Source organism: Pirellulales bacterium, assembly GCA_035939775.1.
In the GTDB taxonomy this organism is placed as follows: Bacteria; Planctomycetota; Planctomycetia; order Pirellulales; family DATAWG01; genus DASZFO01.
This window is the reverse complement of record DASZFO010000163.1, coordinates 1-18,872: the sequence shown is the minus strand read 5'-3', so window position 1 is coordinate 18,872 and position 18,872 is coordinate 1. Positions and strand designations below refer to the sequence as shown.

The 18,872-nt window shown below is 60.4% G+C and carries 14 protein-coding genes; 10 read left to right on the top strand and 4 right to left on the bottom strand.

What is annotated here, in order from left to right; translation table 11 throughout:
- The 4 genes from VGY55_10900 to VGY55_10885 all read left to right on the top strand — a co-directional run.
- A partial coding sequence (locus VGY55_10900; GenBank protein ID HEV2970490.1) for a hypothetical protein occupies positions 1–297 on the top strand: 297 nt, incomplete at its 5' end.
- 126 nt (positions 298–423) lie between these two features.
- The gene (locus tag VGY55_10895; GenBank protein HEV2970489.1) at positions 424–645 is read left to right on the top strand and encodes a hypothetical protein; all 222 of its coding nucleotides are present in this window, start codon (positions 424–426) and stop codon (positions 643–645) included.
- Entirely contained in the window at positions 642–1,196 is a 555-nt protein-coding gene (locus VGY55_10890) for an Imm15 family immunity protein (protein HEV2970488.1), read from the top strand. The genes VGY55_10895 and VGY55_10890 overlap by 4 nt, the downstream gene beginning before the upstream one ends.
- Positions 1,197–1,295: 99 nt before the next feature.
- Positions 1,296–3,017, top strand: a complete 1,722-nt coding sequence (locus VGY55_10885) for an AMP-dependent synthetase/ligase (protein ID HEV2970487.1) — start codon at positions 1,296–1,298, stop codon at positions 3,015–3,017.
- A 136-nt stretch (positions 3,018–3,153) separates the two neighbouring features.
- Here VGY55_10885 and VGY55_10880 read toward each other — a convergent pair whose 3' ends face one another.
- Positions 3,154–3,873 (bottom strand): lipoate--protein ligase family protein, encoded by a 720-nt coding sequence (locus VGY55_10880; GenBank protein ID HEV2970486.1) that lies wholly within the window; start codon positions 3,871–3,873, stop codon positions 3,154–3,156.
- A 191-nt stretch (positions 3,874–4,064) separates the two neighbouring features.
- Between VGY55_10880 and VGY55_10875 the strand changes: the two genes are divergently transcribed.
- The 5 genes from VGY55_10875 to VGY55_10855 all read left to right on the top strand — a co-directional run bounded on the left by VGY55_10875 (position 4,065) and on the right by VGY55_10855 (position 12,548).
- Complete coding sequence (locus VGY55_10875; GenBank protein ID HEV2970485.1) at positions 4,065–5,084, top strand: HEAT repeat domain-containing protein; 1,020 nt, start codon at positions 4,065–4,067, stop codon at positions 5,082–5,084.
- Positions 5,085–5,439: 355 nt separating this feature from the next.
- Positions 5,440–6,750 carry a hypothetical protein gene (locus VGY55_10870; GenBank protein ID HEV2970484.1) on the top strand — a complete coding sequence of 437 codons (1,311 nt, stop codon included), beginning with the start codon at positions 5,440–5,442 and terminating at the stop codon, positions 6,748–6,750.
- A 201-nt stretch (positions 6,751–6,951) separates the two neighbouring features.
- The gene (locus VGY55_10865; GenBank protein HEV2970483.1) at positions 6,952–8,208 is read left to right on the top strand and encodes a MerR family transcriptional regulator; all 1,257 of its coding nucleotides are present in this window, start codon (positions 6,952–6,954) and stop codon (positions 8,206–8,208) included.
- 466 nt (positions 8,209–8,674) lie between these two features.
- Positions 8,675–10,042, top strand: a complete 1,368-nt coding sequence (locus VGY55_10860) for a hypothetical protein (protein HEV2970482.1) — start codon at positions 8,675–8,677, stop codon at positions 10,040–10,042.
- A gap of 355 nt (positions 10,043–10,397) precedes the next feature.
- Positions 10,398–12,548 carry a redoxin family protein gene (locus VGY55_10855; protein HEV2970481.1) on the top strand — a complete coding sequence of 717 codons (2,151 nt, stop codon included), beginning with the start codon at positions 10,398–10,400 and terminating at the stop codon, positions 12,546–12,548.
- A 319-nt stretch (positions 12,549–12,867) separates the two neighbouring features.
- On the opposite strand, the gene VGY55_10850 is transcribed toward VGY55_10855, so the two are convergent.
- From VGY55_10850 to VGY55_10840, 3 genes are all read right to left on the bottom strand, one after another.
- Positions 12,868–13,098, bottom strand: coding sequence for a type II toxin-antitoxin system prevent-host-death family antitoxin (locus VGY55_10850; protein ID HEV2970480.1), 231 nt, complete (start codon positions 13,096–13,098; stop codon positions 12,868–12,870).
- 239 nt (positions 13,099–13,337) lie between these two features.
- Positions 13,338–16,913, bottom strand: coding sequence for a DNA polymerase III subunit alpha (gene dnaE, locus VGY55_10845; GenBank protein ID HEV2970479.1), 3,576 nt, complete (start codon positions 16,911–16,913; stop codon positions 13,338–13,340).
- 167 nt (positions 16,914–17,080) lie between these two features.
- A complete protein-coding gene (locus tag VGY55_10840) occupies positions 17,081–17,860 on the bottom strand; it encodes a class I SAM-dependent methyltransferase (protein ID HEV2970478.1) in 780 nt (259 codons plus the stop codon).
- A 181-nt stretch (positions 17,861–18,041) separates the two neighbouring features.
- On the opposite strand from VGY55_10840, the gene VGY55_10835 reads away from it, so the two are divergent.
- Positions 18,042–18,764 (top strand): DUF4252 domain-containing protein, encoded by a 723-nt coding sequence (locus VGY55_10835; GenBank protein ID HEV2970477.1) that lies wholly within the window; start codon positions 18,042–18,044, stop codon positions 18,762–18,764.
- Positions 18,765–18,872: the final 108 nt, after the last annotated feature.

Sequence of the window (18,872 nt, the reverse complement as noted above, 5' to 3'; positions counted from 1 at the left end):
GCCGTTGGGCTTGCAAGAGCCATCAGGTATGATGGGGGCATGGATGAGAACCCGTATGAACCGCCTCGGACCAACCAATCGCCAAATGAACGGCAATCGCCTTCACTGTGGCGCAGCGTAGTCTCATTGCTGTTTATCATTTTCGGCGTGATATTTCTTTTCGCCATCGTGGCAGAAGTTGTAATCGCAAGCCGGAAGGGATTTTCGAGCCTTGTCGTTCTTCATATTGCGAGGGACATCGTGGTCGGCAGCGGATTGATCTGGGCTGGCTTCCAACTTCGCAAAAGGAATTCCTGATTTCAGACTGACCCAATACCGTCTAAACGTGTTTCTGGTCTGCCGCGAGATATTGAGTTATGATTACGAGGTTGTCGGCTCAAGAAATCGGAATGATCCGCGGACAAAGATTCGCAATAGGCCGACATGACGCCAAGCCAAGCCGCGAGCATGGTCCGGAAAGGTCAGGGAGCGCAAGGCATTCATCGAATCGATCCTCCAAGAGTGGCGGGCGAGCAGTGGCACGCTCACCTCGGATCGGGCGCGGGAAGTACGGCGATCAATATCGACGGCACATGGAAACTTGGTCGCGGAACTTTGACCGAGAAGCAAGCCGATTTTCTCCGCGACGCGGGATGGAATGTATGAAGCCGAACGGTGATTATGAGTCGAAACTTTGGAAAGTGGTTGAGAAGGAAGGATTAGCCGACCTTTCTCAATATCACAGGAATGGCTTTTTCGACGAAGTCCCTTTCTTTTCGAGGTTCAAGGATGTTGCATTTCTGCGCGAGTTTGGCCGCGAACAGGCCGATGCGGCATTGCTGCGGTTCGCATTAAAATTCTTGAAGGCATTGATCTGGTATGAGATTCCCGAGCAGCCGTTCCTCGCGGCATTGACGATCTGGAATAATCCCGAGGACGAGCTGATCGTTCCGAACCTCTTCGTGTGCAACGGAAAGGTCCAAGAGCAGGTCGGCGACAATCTGGCCCTGCATCCTGCGAAGGCGGTTGGCTCGAGGAGAATCGCGAAGCTGCTCTCGCGCTTACACATGGTCGAGCCGTTTCAAGCGCTCGAAGATAGCTCGACGGCACCGAACATGACGCGCGTCTTTGTCGGCTATTCGATTCCGCCGTACCCGAACGTCGTTCCATTGCACGCGCTCGCGAAAAGAGTTGCTCCGCTGCGCCAGCGCGCTTGATCCATCCCCTTGGTTCGGCGTCGATCGTAAGTTGGCGGCGGCAGCAGTGACTCTTTCGGGCAACTTCCGTTCGCGCCGTTTGTCGAATATGCTTTCGGCATGTACGACGCGCGGGAAACTCTGGTGGCGATGTTTTGCGCTCGGGTGCGGGGGCAGGCGCATCGGACGGCACTGCATTTGCCCGCCGGCGAGGGGAAGTTTCGCACGCTTTCTTGGCATGATCTGGCCCACGATGTTCGACGGACGGCGCTGGTGCTCAAGCGGCTTGGCGTGCGGCCGGGGGATCGGGTCGTGCAGGTCAGCGAGAATCGGTATGAATGGATCGTCGTCGATCTGGCCATTCACTTGGCTCGCGGCGTGCATGTCGCGGTCCATGCGGCGCTCTCCGGGCCGCAGATTAGCTATCAGATTATCGACTCGGGCGCGCGGGTCGTGATCGTTTCGGGCGGCGAGCAATTGACGAAGCTCGCGTCGCCGGAGATGGGTTTGCCCGACAGTTTGCCATGGATCGCTTTCGATCCGATTGAGCCGCAGCACGAGCCAGCGCCTGGCGGGCGGCCGGTGCCGATGCTTGTGAAGCTACTCGACGAACTGGCCAACGACCAAGCGAGCGCCGAGCAGGCTGAGCTACTCGAAAGCGATTCGCTCCGCGAGACGCAGCCGAACGATCTGGCGACGATTCTTTATACGTCCGGCACGACCGGCGAGCCGAAAGGCGTGATGCTCAGCCACCGGAATCTGGCGTCGAACGCCATGGCAACGCTCGCCGCGTTCGATTATTCGCCCGACGACCTGCGACTCTCGTGGCTGCCGTTTTCGCATATCTTCTCCCGCACTTGCGATCTCTACACTTGGATCGCCAGCGGCTCGCAGTTGGCGCTGGCCGAGAGCCGCGACAAGATTCTGGCCAATTGCCAATCGCTCCGCCCGACGATGCTTAACGGCGTGCCATACTTTTTCGACAAGGTTCGGCGATTCGTTATCGGCGAGCAAAAAGCGGGTGAACCTGGCTGGCTCGCGGCACTGTTCGGCGGCCGAATGCGGCTCTGCTGCTCCGGCGGCGCGGCCTTGCCAAATGAAACGGCCGAATTCTTCTGGCAGCGCGGCGTCACGCTACTGCAAGGATATGGGCTCACCGAATCATCGCCCGTCATCACGATTTCGACCGCGACGGCTCACAAGCTGGGGACGGTCGGCCGGCCGATCTCGGGGGTCGAAGTCGGCATCGCCGATGATGGCGAGATCCTCACGCGCGGGCCGCACGTGATGCTCGGCTACTGGAACCGCCCCGACGACACGGCTGACGCCATTCGCGACGGCTGGCTCTTGACCGGCGACCTGGGGCAGCTCGATTGCGACGGCTATTTGCGAATCACCGGGCGAAAGAAAGAGTTGATCGTCACCGCCGGCGGCAAGAACATCGCGCCGGTCTTTCTCGAAAACCTGCTCGTGGAAGACCCGCTGATCGTGCAGGCGATGGTGATCGGCGACGGCCGGAATTATCTCACCGCTTTGATCGTCCCCAATCCAGAAGCTCTAGGGACCGCGATCTCCGAGCGGCAAATCCCCGTCCACTCGGTGGCCGAGGCGCTCGTGCATCCCGACGTGGTGGCTTTGTACAGACAGCAGATCGACGCGCGGCTCAGGGATGTGGCAAGCTGCGAAAGAATCCAACGATTCACGCTGCTGAGCCGCGGCTTCACGCTCGAACTCGGCGAACTCACGCCGACGCTCAAGCTCCGCCGCGCCGTCGTGCAACAGCATTTCGCCGACGAGATTCATGGGCTGTACCTGGAACAAGATCCTGATAATCCTGTCTAGATCCATTGGATTTTTTGGACAGGATTGCAGGATTTTGCAGGATTGATTTTCAAACACGAAGGCGAAGCCTTCGACGGCAAAACTCCTGAAGAATCCTGTAATCCTGTTGATCTCTTCGTACAATCCGTGGTTCTTGTCAGAATCGGTGCGTCCATGCGTCAATTGCATATTTTTCGGTGGCAAGCTGAATTGTATGTTTGCGCGGCCAGTCGGATTGGTCTTCGTGTGCGTCGAAGGCGGCGATTAGGGCGGACCGAAGTGAGCCGGCATCAATTGGGAGATTGGTGACAAAATCGTTGTGCGCGCGGCCGTGGCGGTAGGCGGGCTGGCGCGGCGGCGTGGCAAGACAGGCGGCGAACACGTCGAGCGGAAAGTCATAGAGCAGCGTGCCATGATAGAGCAGATGCTCGCGCTTCATTCGCAAGCTGTTGCCGGAAAACTTGCGGTCGCCGATCGCCAGATCGCTCGTGCCGCGCCGAACAACGCCCGGCACGAGCCGGCCGATCGCGCCGACGATCGCGTCGAGCGCGAAGCGATGAGCGGGGTCGATCGCGCGCTGCTCCGGCCGCAATTGCCGGCTGAGCACGAGCGAGTACATCAGGCAGCCGGGGCCGATGGCGACCGCGGCGCCGCCGCTGGTGCGCCGCATCACTTCGATGCCGCGGGCTCGGCACGCCTCGAGAGCGACTTCGTTTGCGATTCGCGACGACGAACCGATCACGACGGAAAACTGCCGCGGCTCCCAAAGCCGCAGCACTTCTTGCGGCTGGCCCGCCGCTTCGGCCGCCAGCAGCAGCGCCTCGTCGAGCGCGAGATTTTCAGCCGGAGTGTCGAGCGTGAGGTCGAGGAGTTGCACGTCGGAGATTGGAGATATGAGGTCGGACTGTTGGAGTTCAGCCTTTAGGCTGTGGCGCACAGGCTAAAGCCTGAACTCCAACGCGATTAGCCGCGGGTTGACGGCGAATTGTGGGCTCATACACTTAAGTTTGCTCCTCAATCGAAGCGCGATGATTCCGTGTGAGTCCCGAACCCCGAATCCCGTCCTTCATGTCTGCTCCCGCCCAGAATCCGATCTCTTCCGACGATTTGCCGCCGGTGCAGCCTCCGAGCGCCGGGTTTCTGGTGCAACTGTTTCTGATACCGGGGATCATTGTCGCCATTATCGTGGTCGTATGGATGTTGTTCGTTTGGCTTGCCACTCCGGACAGTGATCCGCAAAAGTATGTCGAGGGCATCGGGCGCAATACGGACGATGCTTGGCAGAAAGCGGAGTACCTTGCCGAGATGCTCCGCAACGATCGTGGAAACCAGTTGAAGGGAGACGCCCAACTCGCGGGCAAGCTTGCGGAACTCCTGAACGAAAGTATCGACGCCGGGCTGATGGACGATCGATCGATCAACCTGCGGGTCTATCTTAGCAGTGCGCTCGGGCAGTTCAACACGCCCGAAGGGCTGCCGGCTCTGCTGAAGGCGGCTTCGACCAGTCGCGAACCGAGCGAACTTCCCGTGCGGCGCTCGGCGCTCGATGCGATTGGGATGCTCGTCGCGAACCTGCAATCGGCCGGCGACCAAACTGCCGAAGCCGAATTGCCGGATCGAGAAAAACTGTTCAGCACGCTGTTCGATGCGTCGCGCGATCACGAGCCGGTGATTCGGCTCCGCGCGGCCTATGTGCTGGGGATCGTTGGCGACAAGCGAGCGACGTCGCCGCTGGTAAAAATGCTCGACGACCCTTATCCCGACGTTTCCTACAACGCGGCCACCGCGCTGGCCCGCCGCGGCGATCCGCGGGCCATCGACACGCTCTTGGAAATGCTCGACCCCAAGCAGTCGAAGGCGATCGAGAAAGAGGATCCGGCCATGCAAGCCGAGAAGCGGTCGATCATTCTCGTCAACGGCCTGCGGGCCATCGGACAACTGGCCGACGCCGATCCGAGCGCCGATCTCAGCCGCGTCGAACCGGCTGTCGATCGTCTCCGCGATTCCAGCCTTCCGCTGGAAGTTCGCGACGCGGCGATGGCGGCCCATGAAAAGCTCCAGAAGCGGCAGCAGCCAGCGGCTCGCTAGCGTACAAGCCCGCGTTTCTTGTTTAAGATTTGCCGAATGGGAAAAGTTGAAGGCGTTCGTGCTTCGGAATCTACCATCGAGATGCTGCGACGACCGCCGCAAGTCGGCTAAATCAGGCGGAATCTTCAAAGAATTCATCCTGTCGTAACTCCTTTTAGGCAAAGACTTGCGGCGCGACTTTTGCAGAACACCGAAAAAACAATTTGCTACCAACGCTTCCATCCAGCAGATTGATGGTGGCGTGATAGCGGTTTGGTGCGAACGCGAGAGGCGAGTCGGTTGAAAAACGAAGGGAAAGGGTGGCTGCGGTGTTGGGGAATATCCACATGGTCGCTTTGACTTAAAGGTGCGGAGCATGAAAACCATCCTGCTATTTGCGGCCGTCTCGGCACAAATCGTTTTGCCAGCGGCAGGCGCTCGAGCGCAATGTTGTTCGTGCGGGCCGGAGTACAAGATCGTCTGCCAAACGGTCTGGGAAGAGCGACAATTCACCGTCAACCGCGTCGAGCACGAGACGGTTTACGAATCGCAACAAGTCACGACATGTCATCCGGTCGTCGAGACGCAGATGCACGAGCATCGGTACACCGTCTGCCGGCCGGTGACCGAAACGAGCGAACGAGAAGAGCGTTGCACGGTGCTGAAGCCGGTCTACGAAACGCAGATGCACGATTGCAGTTATGATGTCACGCGGATGGTCGCCGAGACGACCGAGCATGAACAGCACTACACGGTTGCTCGTCCCGTTGTCGAAACGCACGAGGAAGAGCAGCGATATACCGTCTGTCGCCCGGTAATGGAAACGGCCGAGCGAGAAATCTGTCGCACCGTCGCCGAGCCGGTGACGACTTATCGCACCTGCTATGCCGACGAGGGGCACTTCATCGATCAAACGACGACTCATCCGGGGCCGACCTGCTGCCACATGGTTTGGCAGCCGGGACAATGCATAACCGATCCGAACACCGGCTGCACGACCTACCAGCCGGGAACTTGTCGCTGGGTTTGCGAACAAGGCCCGAGCCAGACGGTGGTCTGCCACGTCTGGCAGCCGAATGTCGTCGCCCATCAGGTACCGCAAACATGCCTGGTGCCCCGCGTCGTGACCGAAAAAGTGCCAGTGCAAGTTTGCCGACTGGTGCAGCAGGAGGTGGTCCAAAAGGTGCCCGTGCAGTCATGCCGGATGGTCGAAGAAGAGCGGGTGTGCAAGGTGCCGGTGACGATTTGCCGGCCGGTGGTCGAGCATGTCGAGCGGAAGGTGCCCGTGCAGGTTTGCCACATGGTGCCCCAGGAATTAGTCCGCAAGGTGCCGGTCGTGACCTGCCGCTTGGTAACGGAAGAGCGCGTCGAACAGGTGCCCGTGCAGACATGCCGGATGGTGACAGAGCAGCACACGATTCAGGTGCCGCGCTGCGTGGAGAAGATCGTCCCGACGACGTTCACTTGCCGAATCCCGCGGCTGGTCATGACGAAAGTCCCTTGCCAGTCGGATGGGGTGCCGCCCGCGGCAAGCCCGGTGCCGGCGCCGACTCCTCCTTCACTTCCGCCTCCGCCCGGCGTTGGCTCCGTTGAGCCGCGGCCGACGACGGCGACAACAAGTCCTTCATCGGTGCCGCAGCAAGCTTCGGTGGCGAAACAGCCGACAGCCGGCGTCAGCTATTTCTAGTGGACCTTCAGAGGTAATCTGATAGGTTGGGTGCCATGCCCACGCGGGGCACCCGCGCCAGCGGGTCGGCGTGGGCATGAGCCGCGTCGAGGCATGGCCACTCAGAGCAGTGACCATGGCACCCTTCAATTCAGCTTTGAAGCGCTGACAGCGCCCCGTTCATCACTTCCTAGTCTCGCGATTCTCGCAGGTGTCTGTCGAATGGACTCGTTGGTAACGATGGAAAACGACGCTTGCCAGCAGTTAGCCGGAGCGCAGGTGGCGCTGATCGGCAAGCTGGCCGGAATGTCGCGCCGCGACGCCCAGCAGTTGATCCGCGAGCATGGCGGCGTCGCGGTTGAGAATCCCAGCGACGGCGCCGGAGTGATCGTGCTGGGGGAAGAGGATTTGCCGCTGGCGCCGGCCGATTGGGACCGTCAATTCGGCGACGCCGTTCGGCGGGACGTCGAAGAGGGGCGGATCGAAGTCATCACCGAAACGCAGCTTTGGCAGCGGCTGGGGCTGGTCGAGAGTGAGCAGCATGTTCGGCGGCTCTATACACCGGCGATGTTGGCCGAGTTGTTGCACTTGCCCGTGGCCGTGGTTCGCCGCTGGCATCGTCGGGGGTTGATCGTACCGACGCGGGAAGTCCGCCGTCTGCCGTATTTCGACTTTCAAGAAGTCGCCACGGCGCGGCGGCTAGCGGAGCTGCTTGCTTCGGGGATGTCGCCTCAGACGATCGAGAAGAAACTGGCCGAGTTGGCCCGCTACGTTCCGAGCGTGCGCCGGCCGCTGGCCCAATTGTCGATCATCGTCGAGGGGAAGCACCTGCTGCTGCGGCAGTGGGACGGGCTCGTTGCGCCGGGCGGACAATTCTGGTTTGACTTTGAACCCGCTGGAGCAGACTCGGCCGGTGCGGCGACGGGCGCTGATGCCGGAGCGCCGTCGGCCGAATCGAATGAAGCCATTCTTCCGCTGGCTCGGATGCTGCCGTCGCTGACGCCGGCGAACGCCGCGGAATTGGTCGCCAGAGCATCTCATCTCGAGGACGAAGGCGAATTGGAGGCCGCCGCCGATATGTATCGCGCGGCGATGGCGGCAGGGGGGCCGAACGCCGAGATTTGCTTCACCCTGGCCGAGTTGCTCTATCGCCTGGGCGACACGACCGCCGCGCGGGAGCGTTACTTCATGACGATCGAGTTGGACGAGGAATATGTCGAAGCTCGAGCGAATCTCGGCTGCGTGCTGGCCGAGCTGGGGCAGCGCGAGCTGGCCGTCGCCGCGTTCGAGGGGGCGCTGACATTCCACGACGAATATCCCGACGTTCACTATCACCTGGCCCGCACCTTGGACGACCTCGGGCGCCGCGACGAAGCCGATCTTCACTGGCGGGCGTTTCTCAAGCTTTCCCCGGAAAGCCCCTGGGCGGCGACTGCCCGGCGACGGCTTGACGAACAGCCCACCAGCCCGACGCGCTAGCGAGGGTTTATCGCTGTTGTTCGTTTTTGCTCCGGGGGCTTACGCCCTCCGGCTCGCCTTGTCGCTCGCGATCGCTTGGCTTGGCTGTGATTCGTTTTCCTTTCGAGTCTCGTGACCGCGTGATTGTCGCCGGCAACTCAACATCGTCAGGGCCAAAATGCTGTTGCGCGACGAGTTGGTCAGCGCGCCAGAGCTGCGATAAGCCGCATAGCCGTCAAGAATTGCGCATTTTTGGGGCGCATGCTTGAGAGCCGCTTAGGTTCTTGGCAAATCAGCCCAAACTGCGTATCTTTAGGCTTGTGTTTGGATTTGATTTGGCTCGCCGTTTTTGATGCATTGATTTCCCGCTATGGTCCCCTCTCCCTTTGGGACTTCGCTGAGCCGAGTCGAACCGGAGAGGGCTAGGGTGAGGGCGAATTGATTTCGCTGAGATCAACGAGTCTGGATTCCTCGGACGGCGGCGAAAATGAGTGACTTTCCTTTCTTCTATAACCGCGTCAGCCCGACGACTTGGGTCCATCTCTCGTCGCTGCTGACGATCGCGGTCTTCTTTAAGTTCAGCCGGCTGTGGAGCGTCCGCAATCTGGACCTGCTCTGCTTGATTGCGGCGGCACCGGGCCTGCTCGCCGTGCAATATGGCCACGGCGTCCACGATGCCGGCGTCGAGCAGGCCGGCTACATCTGGGTCTTCGCTAGCGGCCTGCTGTTTCTGGTGCGAATGCTCATCGATCCCATGATGGTCCGCCGGCCCCTCTTGGAGCCGAACCTTTCGGTCGGCGGGCTGACGTTTTTGGGTATCGCCCTGTTCATGTTTCTCATGTCCAACGTGCTCACCGGCAAGCCGGAGCCGGAGGAACATGTTGCTCAACCGGTCGTTGCGGTGGCCGCCGATCAAGGCCCCGCGCTCGAGAGCGATCGAGCCGCTCGAGAAGGCCCCGGCTATCCTCCGCTGTTTCGCATGCCGAGCATCGTGACGCAGGACATGACAGTTCTCAATCCGGCGGCCAAAGCGGCGGCGGATAAGGAGCCGCAGCCGAACCGGCCGGCAGTTGATCCGTTCACCTCGCGGCTGGTGATGGTGTGTCTGCACTTCGCAGTCGTGCTCGGATTGGTGCTGATCGGCTATTGGCATTTCGACAACGCGAAGACGGGCATCGCGGCAGCGCTCGTTTATCTGTTGCTGCCGTACACCGCGGAGCTGACGGGCCATCTCCGCCACGTGTTGCCCGCGGCCCCGTTGGTTTGGGCCATCTTGGCCTATCGCCGCCCCGTGATTTCCGGCATGTTCATCGGCCTGGCGATCGGGCTCAGCTACTATCCGCTTTTCCTGCTCCCCCTGTGGCTCAGTTTCTATTGGCAGCGCGGCTTGCTGCGATTCATCGGCGGATTGATTCCGCCGCTGGGGATTCTGGTCGGGATTCTTGCCCTGATGGCGACGAATCAGCAGGCGTTCATCGCCGATCTGAAGCAGATGTTCGGCTGGACGATCCCGCAGATGACGCAAGGTTATTTCGAGGGCTTCTGGGGCCTGAAGCTGCTCGACCCCGTGTATCGAATTCCGGTCCTGGCAGCCTGCATCGCACTGGCCGGCACGATGGCGATCTGGCCGGCGCAAAAGAACCTTGGCACGCTGATGAGCTGCTCGGCGGCCGTGATGCTCGCCACGCAATTCTGGAACGCGCATCAGGGCGGACTGTTCGTGGCCTGGTATCTGCCGCTATTGCTGCTGACGATCTTCCGCCCGAACCTGGAAGACCGCGTGGCCCTCTCCGTCCTCGGCGACGGCTGGTTCTCCAAGCGCCGCCCGCAATTGCGCATCGAACGCGCGGCGTAGGGGACTGTCCCCCTTTTGCGCAGTCCGCGAAGCAAAACGGGGACTGTCCCCTTCTCCGCCGACCGAAACTTTCCGCAGATTTCGCGGATGGACGGAGGTTTGGAAGAACTGCATTCCAATCTGTGAAAATCTGCGCGATCTTTGGATAAATTGCTTCGGGATCAACGGCCCCACCTTCGGTATCGCGATTCGGTCGCTGAGGGCTTTGTCGGGGAACGCCAATTACGCGACGCCGTCACGATTTCCGAAGCCAGAGCAGCCTGCGATCGGCTACAATTCGATCTGGCCCTCATCGGCGACGTATCTCGTCCAATTTATTTCCGCCATACATTTCCGCGGTGAATGGAGCCGTTCGATGAGTTGGATTCGATCGTTCGGTTGCTTAGTGTTCGTTGCTCTGAGCTGCATCCTCTCTCAGCTTTCGAGTGAGACGTGCGCCGCCGAGCCGGCCTCCGACGCTAACTCAGGCGAGATCGCGGTTCGCGCGATCAATGGCACTGGAGTTCCTCAGGCCGATGCGGTCGTGAGTCTATTCCGCTACGACTCCGTCTCTAGCTCATACATTACAACGCCGCGCGATGCAAAGTCGGACTCATCTGGCATCGTTCGCTTCACTCGACTTGCCGCCGAGAATTCGTACATTGTGCAGGCCAAGACGCCCGATGGATTGGTCGGCTATCGACAATGCGACCTGCTGAACAAGACCGTCCGCCAGGACGTTGATTTGACGGTGCTCAAACCGGTTGCCGCCACGATCCACGTGCACGATGGATTGGGGAACGCCGTGCCGGGCGCGTCGATTCGGTTAATGAAGCATAGTGGACCGAACGGAACGGTTTGGCTGTGGCTCGAATCACGACCTCTTGTTTCCGCCTGTGGATGCTCTCCCAACAGCGATGCCGCCGGAAATTTGGTGCTTCCTGAGTTACCCGATGGCAAGGTCGACATCGCATTGAAGCATCCCGATTTTGCTCCCACGAAGCTCAGCGGCATCACGCTCGATAGGAACATCCCCGCGGATGCCACGTTGAAACATGGAATCAAGCTGACCTTTCAAATCAAGATCGACGCAAACGCGCCTCCCACCAAGGGGCTTTTGATCGACATTACGCACGAATCGAACGATAACCCATCATCGTTTACAGACCAGCTTCCGGAGCTGCGGCCCGACGGGACAGCACAACTTACAGTGGCGGCGGGCAAATACATCAGTGTGCGGCTGAGGCATCCCGATTATTTCGTCACGCCGGAATACCTCCAGCTTGCCGGTCACGGCCTGGCGGACGACCGCGAGAGTTTCGAGATCGGCCCCGGCGCCGACCAATTCACTTTCCAACTCCATCGCAAGGTCAAGGCTCGCGGGCGCGTGCTTGACGGCGCCAGCGGCAAACCCATTTCGGGGAGTACGTTGCTGGGGGATCTGCACTCCGACGAGAACAATGGCCCCTTCGCTCGATTTGCTCTCGAGTGGGGTCAGGCTGGTTTCGCAGAGACGAATGACCGCGGAGAATTCGAAATCGACTTGGCCGCGGGATTGGCGAGCATCTCGATTGCCGGCGGCCACTATGTATCGCCGACCCGGTATCGAATTGGCGTCGCGGCCGATGGATCGATCGTGCCCCATGACATTTTGGTCAGGTCACCTCCCAAGGTTCGCGGGATCGTGCAGGATCAAGGCGGAACGCCGCTGACAGGCGCTATCGTCCGATTTCGAGGCTCGGTCCTCAATAATGCTTGTTCGTCGGCCGTCACCGACGCACAAGGCCGCTTTGAATTATCGCCGCCGTTTGTTCCCGTCGACTGGAAAACTGAAGAACCGCAACCGCTCCAGACGCTCGTCGCGTTTCATCCCTACGAGCCACTCGGCGCCGAGGTCCGAATTCGTCTGGAAGAATCAACCGCGCTCGATCACGTGGTGTTGCGGATGAAACTGCAAGATTACAGCACGCAGGTTACCGGCTATCCCGAGGAACTTTCGCCATTCCAGCGCGGGATCATTCCGCCAGACCAGAAGGAGCATTTGGCGGCGATCTCGCTCGTCGGGAAGCCGGCGCCGGAACTCGATGGCGCCGCGTGGCTGAATACCGATAAGCCCAAGATGTCGCTGGCCGATTTCCGCGGCAAGTTCGTTCTGCTCCAGTTCTGGACGACTTGGTGTGGCGTGTGCCACTGGGACATGCCCAGAGTGAAGCTCGTTCGCGATTTGTACAAAGACAAGGGGCTTGTTGTCATAGGCGTTCACGACAACTCGATGCCGCTAGACGCGATCAAGGAGGACGTCGCCAAGAACGGATTAAAGTATCCAATCGTCGTTGACCGTCCGGACGGAAGAATTCTGGCAAGTTACGAGGGACGCGGGTTTAACGGATTTCCGAGCTTCATCCTAATCGGACCCGACGGCAAGGTGATCAAGGATGACGAGACCGTGGCCAGCCCCTGGCTGTTCAGCTTCAAGACCGAAATCATCCGGCAGTTCATAATGACTCGCCGACAGGAGGATCATTAGTCGCGCGTGACCGGCAAGGAATTATCCACGGATTTCGCAGATTGACGCAGATTTCGCCGCGTGCCAAGCGCGATGCAGTTATCGCAAGGCGCGGAATTGGCCACCGGGTTTGTTGGTTTACCAAAGCCGGGTCACGGGATACGAATCGAACTTTTCATCGACGCTCACTATTGGAATCCCTTCGATCATGGATTGAGCAATCAGCAAGCGATCGAACGGATCCTTATGGTGGGGCGGCAATGCTTCGACCGCGCGGATTGCGACAACGCAGGATCGTCCTGGCAAAACCACAGGAAGGCATGCGCATCAAGCAGCAACGTCATTCCATGTACTCCCTGAATTCGTCAAGTGGCGCGTCGAAATCAGGAGCCATCCAAAACTCAGCCTTGCGATAACTTCCCGCCTTGCATGGCCACGAAGTTCGCTCGGCCTTCTTGACATGGGCCAAGGGTTTGCCGTGATCCGTAATGATGATTTCCTCTCCCGGCTGAAGCTGCTCGATGATTTCCGGCAGTTTTGCCTGAGCCTGTGCGATCGTCACGCTGGTCATGGTTCACGCCGTTGTTGTGATTTTCGGATCTGTACAACTCGAACCGATCGTCCTTCTTCATTGGTCCGATGGATGGGACATCCATTCTATCCACCTGGCGGTGCGTAAATTGGAATCTCGGCGAATGCCGTTTTCGGACGCCGTCGTATCCAAGGGGCGGAGATTTCCAGTATCGTCGCGGTATGGACTGATTTCAAATTCCGTCGTCTCTCTCGCTGGAATCGCCGAACATCCCTCCGCTAGGATGATACCGTTGCCATCCGCCGCGAATGAGCCGGGGTCGGAGCGCTGGGCGATGGCCGCGAGGTGATGAGACGGTATTGCCCGGGGCCGAGGAGGTCGTCGAGACGGTCGCGCATCTGCGGATCGACGGTCACGCGCAAGTTGCCGCTGGTCAGGCGCACCTGGTTGCCGTCTTCGAGATTCAACAGGATTTGCAGGTTGCAATTGCCTGGATATCCGCGGAGGATTTCGTGCAGCCGCTCGAGCTGCTCGACCGCCCGCGGGCCTTCGACGAGTCGGATTTCGATGCCGCGGGTGTAACGGCCGGCGAGTTGATCGAGGGGAATCAATTCGTTGACGATCAGGTTCGCCTCTTCGCTTCCCACGCGACGATCGACTGAGCCGCGCACGACCAGAATCGAATCGGCGACGACGAGTTGGCCAAAACTGGCGAATTCCTCCGGCCAAATGATGCACCGCAGGATGCCGCTCATGTCTTCCAAATCGAACATCGCGTATTTCGTGTTGGTCGAACCGGGGCGAGCGTTCTTCGTGTGCGAATGCTTGATCGAAGCGAGCATCCCGCCCAGGTAGACTTCCGTGCGGGCGGGGAGGGCGGCGGCGGTGACGGTCGTGTGCGTCGTGTAGGCCGCGAGCGTGGCGGCATGTTCCTCGAGCGGATGGCTCGTAAGGTAGAAGCCGAGCACCTCCTTCTCCGCCGCTTGCCTCTGCCGGTCGTCCCATTCCGGCATGTCGGGCAGATTGGCTGTGCCGGCCGCGGCGTCCGCTGCATCCTCCGAGTCGTCGAACAGGCCCTTCTGACCAGACTTCCGATCGGCGAGCGCCGCCGAGCCGGTTTGCAGCGCCCGATCGACCGCGTCGAATAGTTGCGCGCGCCGCGCGCCAAGCGAATCGAACGCCCCGGCCTTGATCAAGTTCTCGAGCGCGGTGCGATTCGCTGCGGCCGGATCGACTCGGGCGCAGAAATCGAACAAACTGCGGAATGGCCCGTCCTTCTGGCGGGCGGCGACGATGCCGTGGGCCGCGTTGCCCCCGCAGCCCTTGATGGCCGAAAGCCCAAATGCGATTCGCCCATCGGCCACGGCGAAATCGACCTCCGAGCGGTTCACGTCCGGATTGGCAACTTCGATGTTCATCCGCCGGCAATCTTCGAGATGCTCGACGAGCGAGTCCTTCTTCTTGAAATTGCGATCCGGAATATCGCCCGCGAGCAACGCCGCCATGAATTCGAGCGGATAGTGGGCCTTGAGATAGGCCGTCATGTAGGCGATCAAGGCGTAAGCGGTCGAATGGCTCTTGTTGAAACCGTAGCCGGCGAATTTTTCGATCAGGCCGAACAGTTCCGTCGCCTCGCGCTCCGTCAAGCCCTTCCGCCGAGAACCGGCGACGAACTCTGTGCGGAACTTGGCGATCGTTTCGAGCTTCTTCTTAGAGATGGCCTTGATGCAGGTATAAGCGCTGGGCAGCTCGATATCGCCCAGGCCGTTCAGAATCCGCATCACCTGCTCTTGATAGACCATCACGCCGTGCGTTTCTTCCAGCACCTCTTTCATCACCGGATGCTTGTATTCCGGCTGCTTGCGGCCGAGCTTGACCTGCACGTAGTCGTCGACCATGCCCCCTTCCAGCGGCCCGGGGCGATAAAGGGCGTTGGTGGCGATGATGTCGCGGAAGTGGTCGGGCTTCATCTTCTGCAGCAGATCGCGGATGCCGCCGCTCTCCAACTGGAAGATCCCCTTCGTCTCGCCGCGGCAGAGCAGGGCGAATGTGTCGCGATCGTCGAGCGGGAATTTGTAGGGATCGACGCGCCGGCCGGTCGTCTGCTCGATGAGGCTCACCGCTTTGGCAAGAATCGTCAGGTTGCGCAGGCCGAGGAAATCCATCTTCAACAGGCCGGCCCGCTCGACGTCTCCCATTGCCCATTGGGTGATGATTTCCTCTTTGTTCTGCACGCGCTGCAGCGGCACGTAGTCGGTGAGCGGCCGATCGGCGATCACGACCGCGGCGGCGTGCGTGCCGACGTTGCGAGCCAACCCCTCGATCTTCATCGCCAAATTGAGCAGCTCGCGCACTTCGCCGTCGCTGTCGTAAGCCCGCTTGAGATCGGCGCTCTGCTTGAGCGCGCCGGCCAGGTCGATTCCCAATTCGTCGGGGACCATCGCCACGACCGCATCCACGCGCGGGATCGGCAGGCCCAGCGCGCGGCCCACGTCGCGGATCGCGGCGCGGGCCTTGAGCGTGCCGAACGTGCCGATCTGGGCGACGTTCGCCTCGCCGTATTTGTCCTTGACGTATTGGATCACCTCGGGACGACCGTCTTTGCAGAAGTCGATGTCGATATCCGGGGCCTCGGTGCGATGGACATCGAGAAACCGCTCGAACAGCAGATCGTATTCCAGCGGGCAGACATGGCTCAGAAAGAGCGCGTAGGCCACCAACGAGCCGACGCCGGAGCCGCGCGCCGTGGCCGGAATCTTGCGCTCGCGCGCGAAGCGGACGAAGTCCCAGACGATCAGGAAGTAGTTCGGAAAGCCGAGTTGGTTGATCACGTCCAATTCGCGATCGAGCCGCTGAATCACCTCGGCTGAGAGTTCGGCATCGACGAGCCGCTTCGGATTGTCCGCGTAGCGCTCCTTCAGCCCCTGCATGCACAATTCGCGGAGATAATCGGCTGGCGTCCTATCGTCTGGTGGGTCGAACCGCGGGAAGTGCCGCTGTCCGAGTTCCAATTCGATGTTGACACTGTCGGCGATCAACTGGCTCTGCTTGACCGCTTCCTCGAACCCGGGGAAGGCCGCATACATCTCATCCGGCGCGCGGAGGTAGAATTGGTCCCCTTCCATCCGCATCCGGTTCGTGTCGGTGCGGAATTTGCCCGTGTTGATACAGAGCAGCACATCCTGGGCCTCGGAATCCTCGCGATTGACGTAATGGGCGTCGCTCGTGGCGACGAGCGGGATGCCTGTCCGGCGGGCGATTTCGACGGCCCCGTCCATCGCCAGCCGCTGAATCTCCAGTCCGTTGTTCTGGATTTCGATGAAGTACCGCTCGCCAAAAAGCTTCTGAAACCATTCGGCGATTCGCCGCGCTTCGGCAAGCTGGGCTTCTTCCTGGCCAGTCCCTTTGAGCAGCGCGCGGCTGAACTCTCCGCTCACGCAGCCGCTCAGACAGATCAGCCCCTCGTGGTGAGCAGCCAGCAGCTCCTTGTCGATCCGCGGTTTGAAGTAAAAACCTTCGAGAAAGGCCGACGACGCGAGTTTGATCAGGTTCTGAAAGCCGGTGCGGTTCTGAGCCAAGAGCGTCAGATGGTAGCTGGCCTCCTTCAAAGCCCCGGCGTCGCGCTTGAATCGGCTATCAGGCGCAATGTACGCTTCGTAGCCCACGATCGGATTGATGCCGGTCTTGCGCGCGGTGTGATAGAAGTCCAACGCCCCATGCAGATTGCCATGGTCTGTCAGGGCCAGGGCGTTCATCCCCAACTCTTTGGCTCGGGCAACGAGCTTGTCGATCGGGCTGGCCCCGTCGAGCAGACTGTAATGGCTGTGGCAATGTAGATGGGCGAAGGAAGGCATGAAATAAGTACGAGGTGCGAAGGACGAAGTACGAAATCGGGACGCGGGATTCGCGGTCGCATGGGTCGTGGTGGCGTCGCGTCAAGGTATTCTAACGTTTCGCGGGAAGTTTGTAGACGGGTTACGGTGAACCGCACCGCAGCGGATCGCTGGCTTCACAGCGAGCGTCATTTCCGTGCCGTCCACGTCCAGTGGCGGTCGCTTGTACCGCGGACGGATTTTGGCGCGAAGCCGAGTGCCGCGATCAGAGCGCGGATTTCATCCAGATTGAGCGCGGCGCGAAGTGAGGCGTCGAACATGGCGCGCTGATGTTCGATCGCGCCGGCCGCATACGTTGCCACCAGCCGATGGACCGTGGCGTCATCGTCGGGACGAAGTAGGTCCCGAATGAAGATCAGCCCGCCGGGGCGAACGACGCGCACCGCCTCGGCCAGCACGGCCGCCGGTTCAGGGATATGGTGGACGATGCTGTTGGAAATGAGGGCATCGAATCGACCGTCGTCGTAGGGCAACTCCTTGGCATCAATCCGATCGAGCTGGATTCGGTCGCGCAGCGCGGCCAGTTCGACGTTGATCTTCGCCATTTGGAGCATTTCCGCCGCCAAATCGACGGCCGTGATCCGAATGTTCGGCGCTCGGCGGCAGAGTTCGACGGGAATCTGAGCGGTGCCGGTGCCCAGATCGAGAACTTCAACGAAGCCGTAGGGTGCGTCAAGGCTTTGCGCAGACGCACCGCGAGCGGCAGGTTCCGGTGCGTCTGCGCGGACTTGACGCACCCTACTCCCTGCGCTCGGCACTTCGGCGACCGCCAAACCCGCGGCCTGCGCGGCGAACAAGAAATCGGTGACGAACAAGCGGTTCACGGCCGCATGGTCCATCGCATCGTAGTCGATGGCCTCCTCGGCGGTATCCATCACTTCGGGTTCTAATACGCGCTGCAAGGCCATACGAATCTGAGGTCAGGGACCGGGGTCAGGGAAGTAGTACACAACAATGGCCCGGAAAATCATGGACCGCCTTGCCAAGATTGTCCGCCAGGGAGCGAATTCGAGGATAGGCGGCACGTATGGCCGCGGATCGACTGTCGTGGAAATCCTGTTCGCAACTCATTTAAGGGAGGAAATCGTGATGCAAGCTCAATCTTTGCTGGTTCGCCGCGCTGGCGCCTGCGCTGCGTTCGCGGCAGTAACATTGTTGGGCGCCGCCGCTGCTCGTGCCCAATCTGCCGTTTCGGGCAATAGTGGATCCGCGGGCCGGATTGAATTCGATTATCCCGACCTGCCTCCGGCCACTGTCCAGGTTGATCTAAGCCAGGGTTTGATAAGCGATGTTTTCGGAATCGGTGATGCCGCGGTTGCCGGAGTCTCCGAGGCGCTGGCCAACTCCGCGGGAACGAACAAGGGGTCGGAAGGCACGCGGCTTGCCGCCGAGAAGCTGATGGCCGCACGCCAAATTGTCCAGACTCTGGGGCAAGTCGTCCGCGAGGTTCACGTGCGGGTCTATGAGGGCTTGCCGGACCAATCCGGGCTGAGCGAAAAGCTGCTGTCGCACTACGACGAGAAAGTGCGTGCGGGGAATTGGGAGAACGTGGTCCGGGCGCAGGAAAGAGATAAAGCGGTCCGAGTCGCTGTAGCGCGAGGCGACGGGGCCATTCACGGATTGTTCGTCATCGTGGCAGACGGACATGACGTCGTGCTGACGAACTTTGTCTGCGACGTGTCGCCCGAGAATACGAAGAAGCTGACGACAATCGCGGCCAAGACCGGTCTGGAGGCTGGCCTGGGGCAGATGCTGGAAGCAAAGATGCGCAGGCTGAATGCTGCCGAGTCCTCGGAGCCGTCTCGCCGGTGAGCGTCTTGAATTCATCGCAGATCGAAAATGTCGAATAAATCAGGGTGGCTGGGGCGCGGCGGGGTGGCCGGGGCTGGAGCGAAGGGAAGCCCCGGTTCGCGGGCCCAC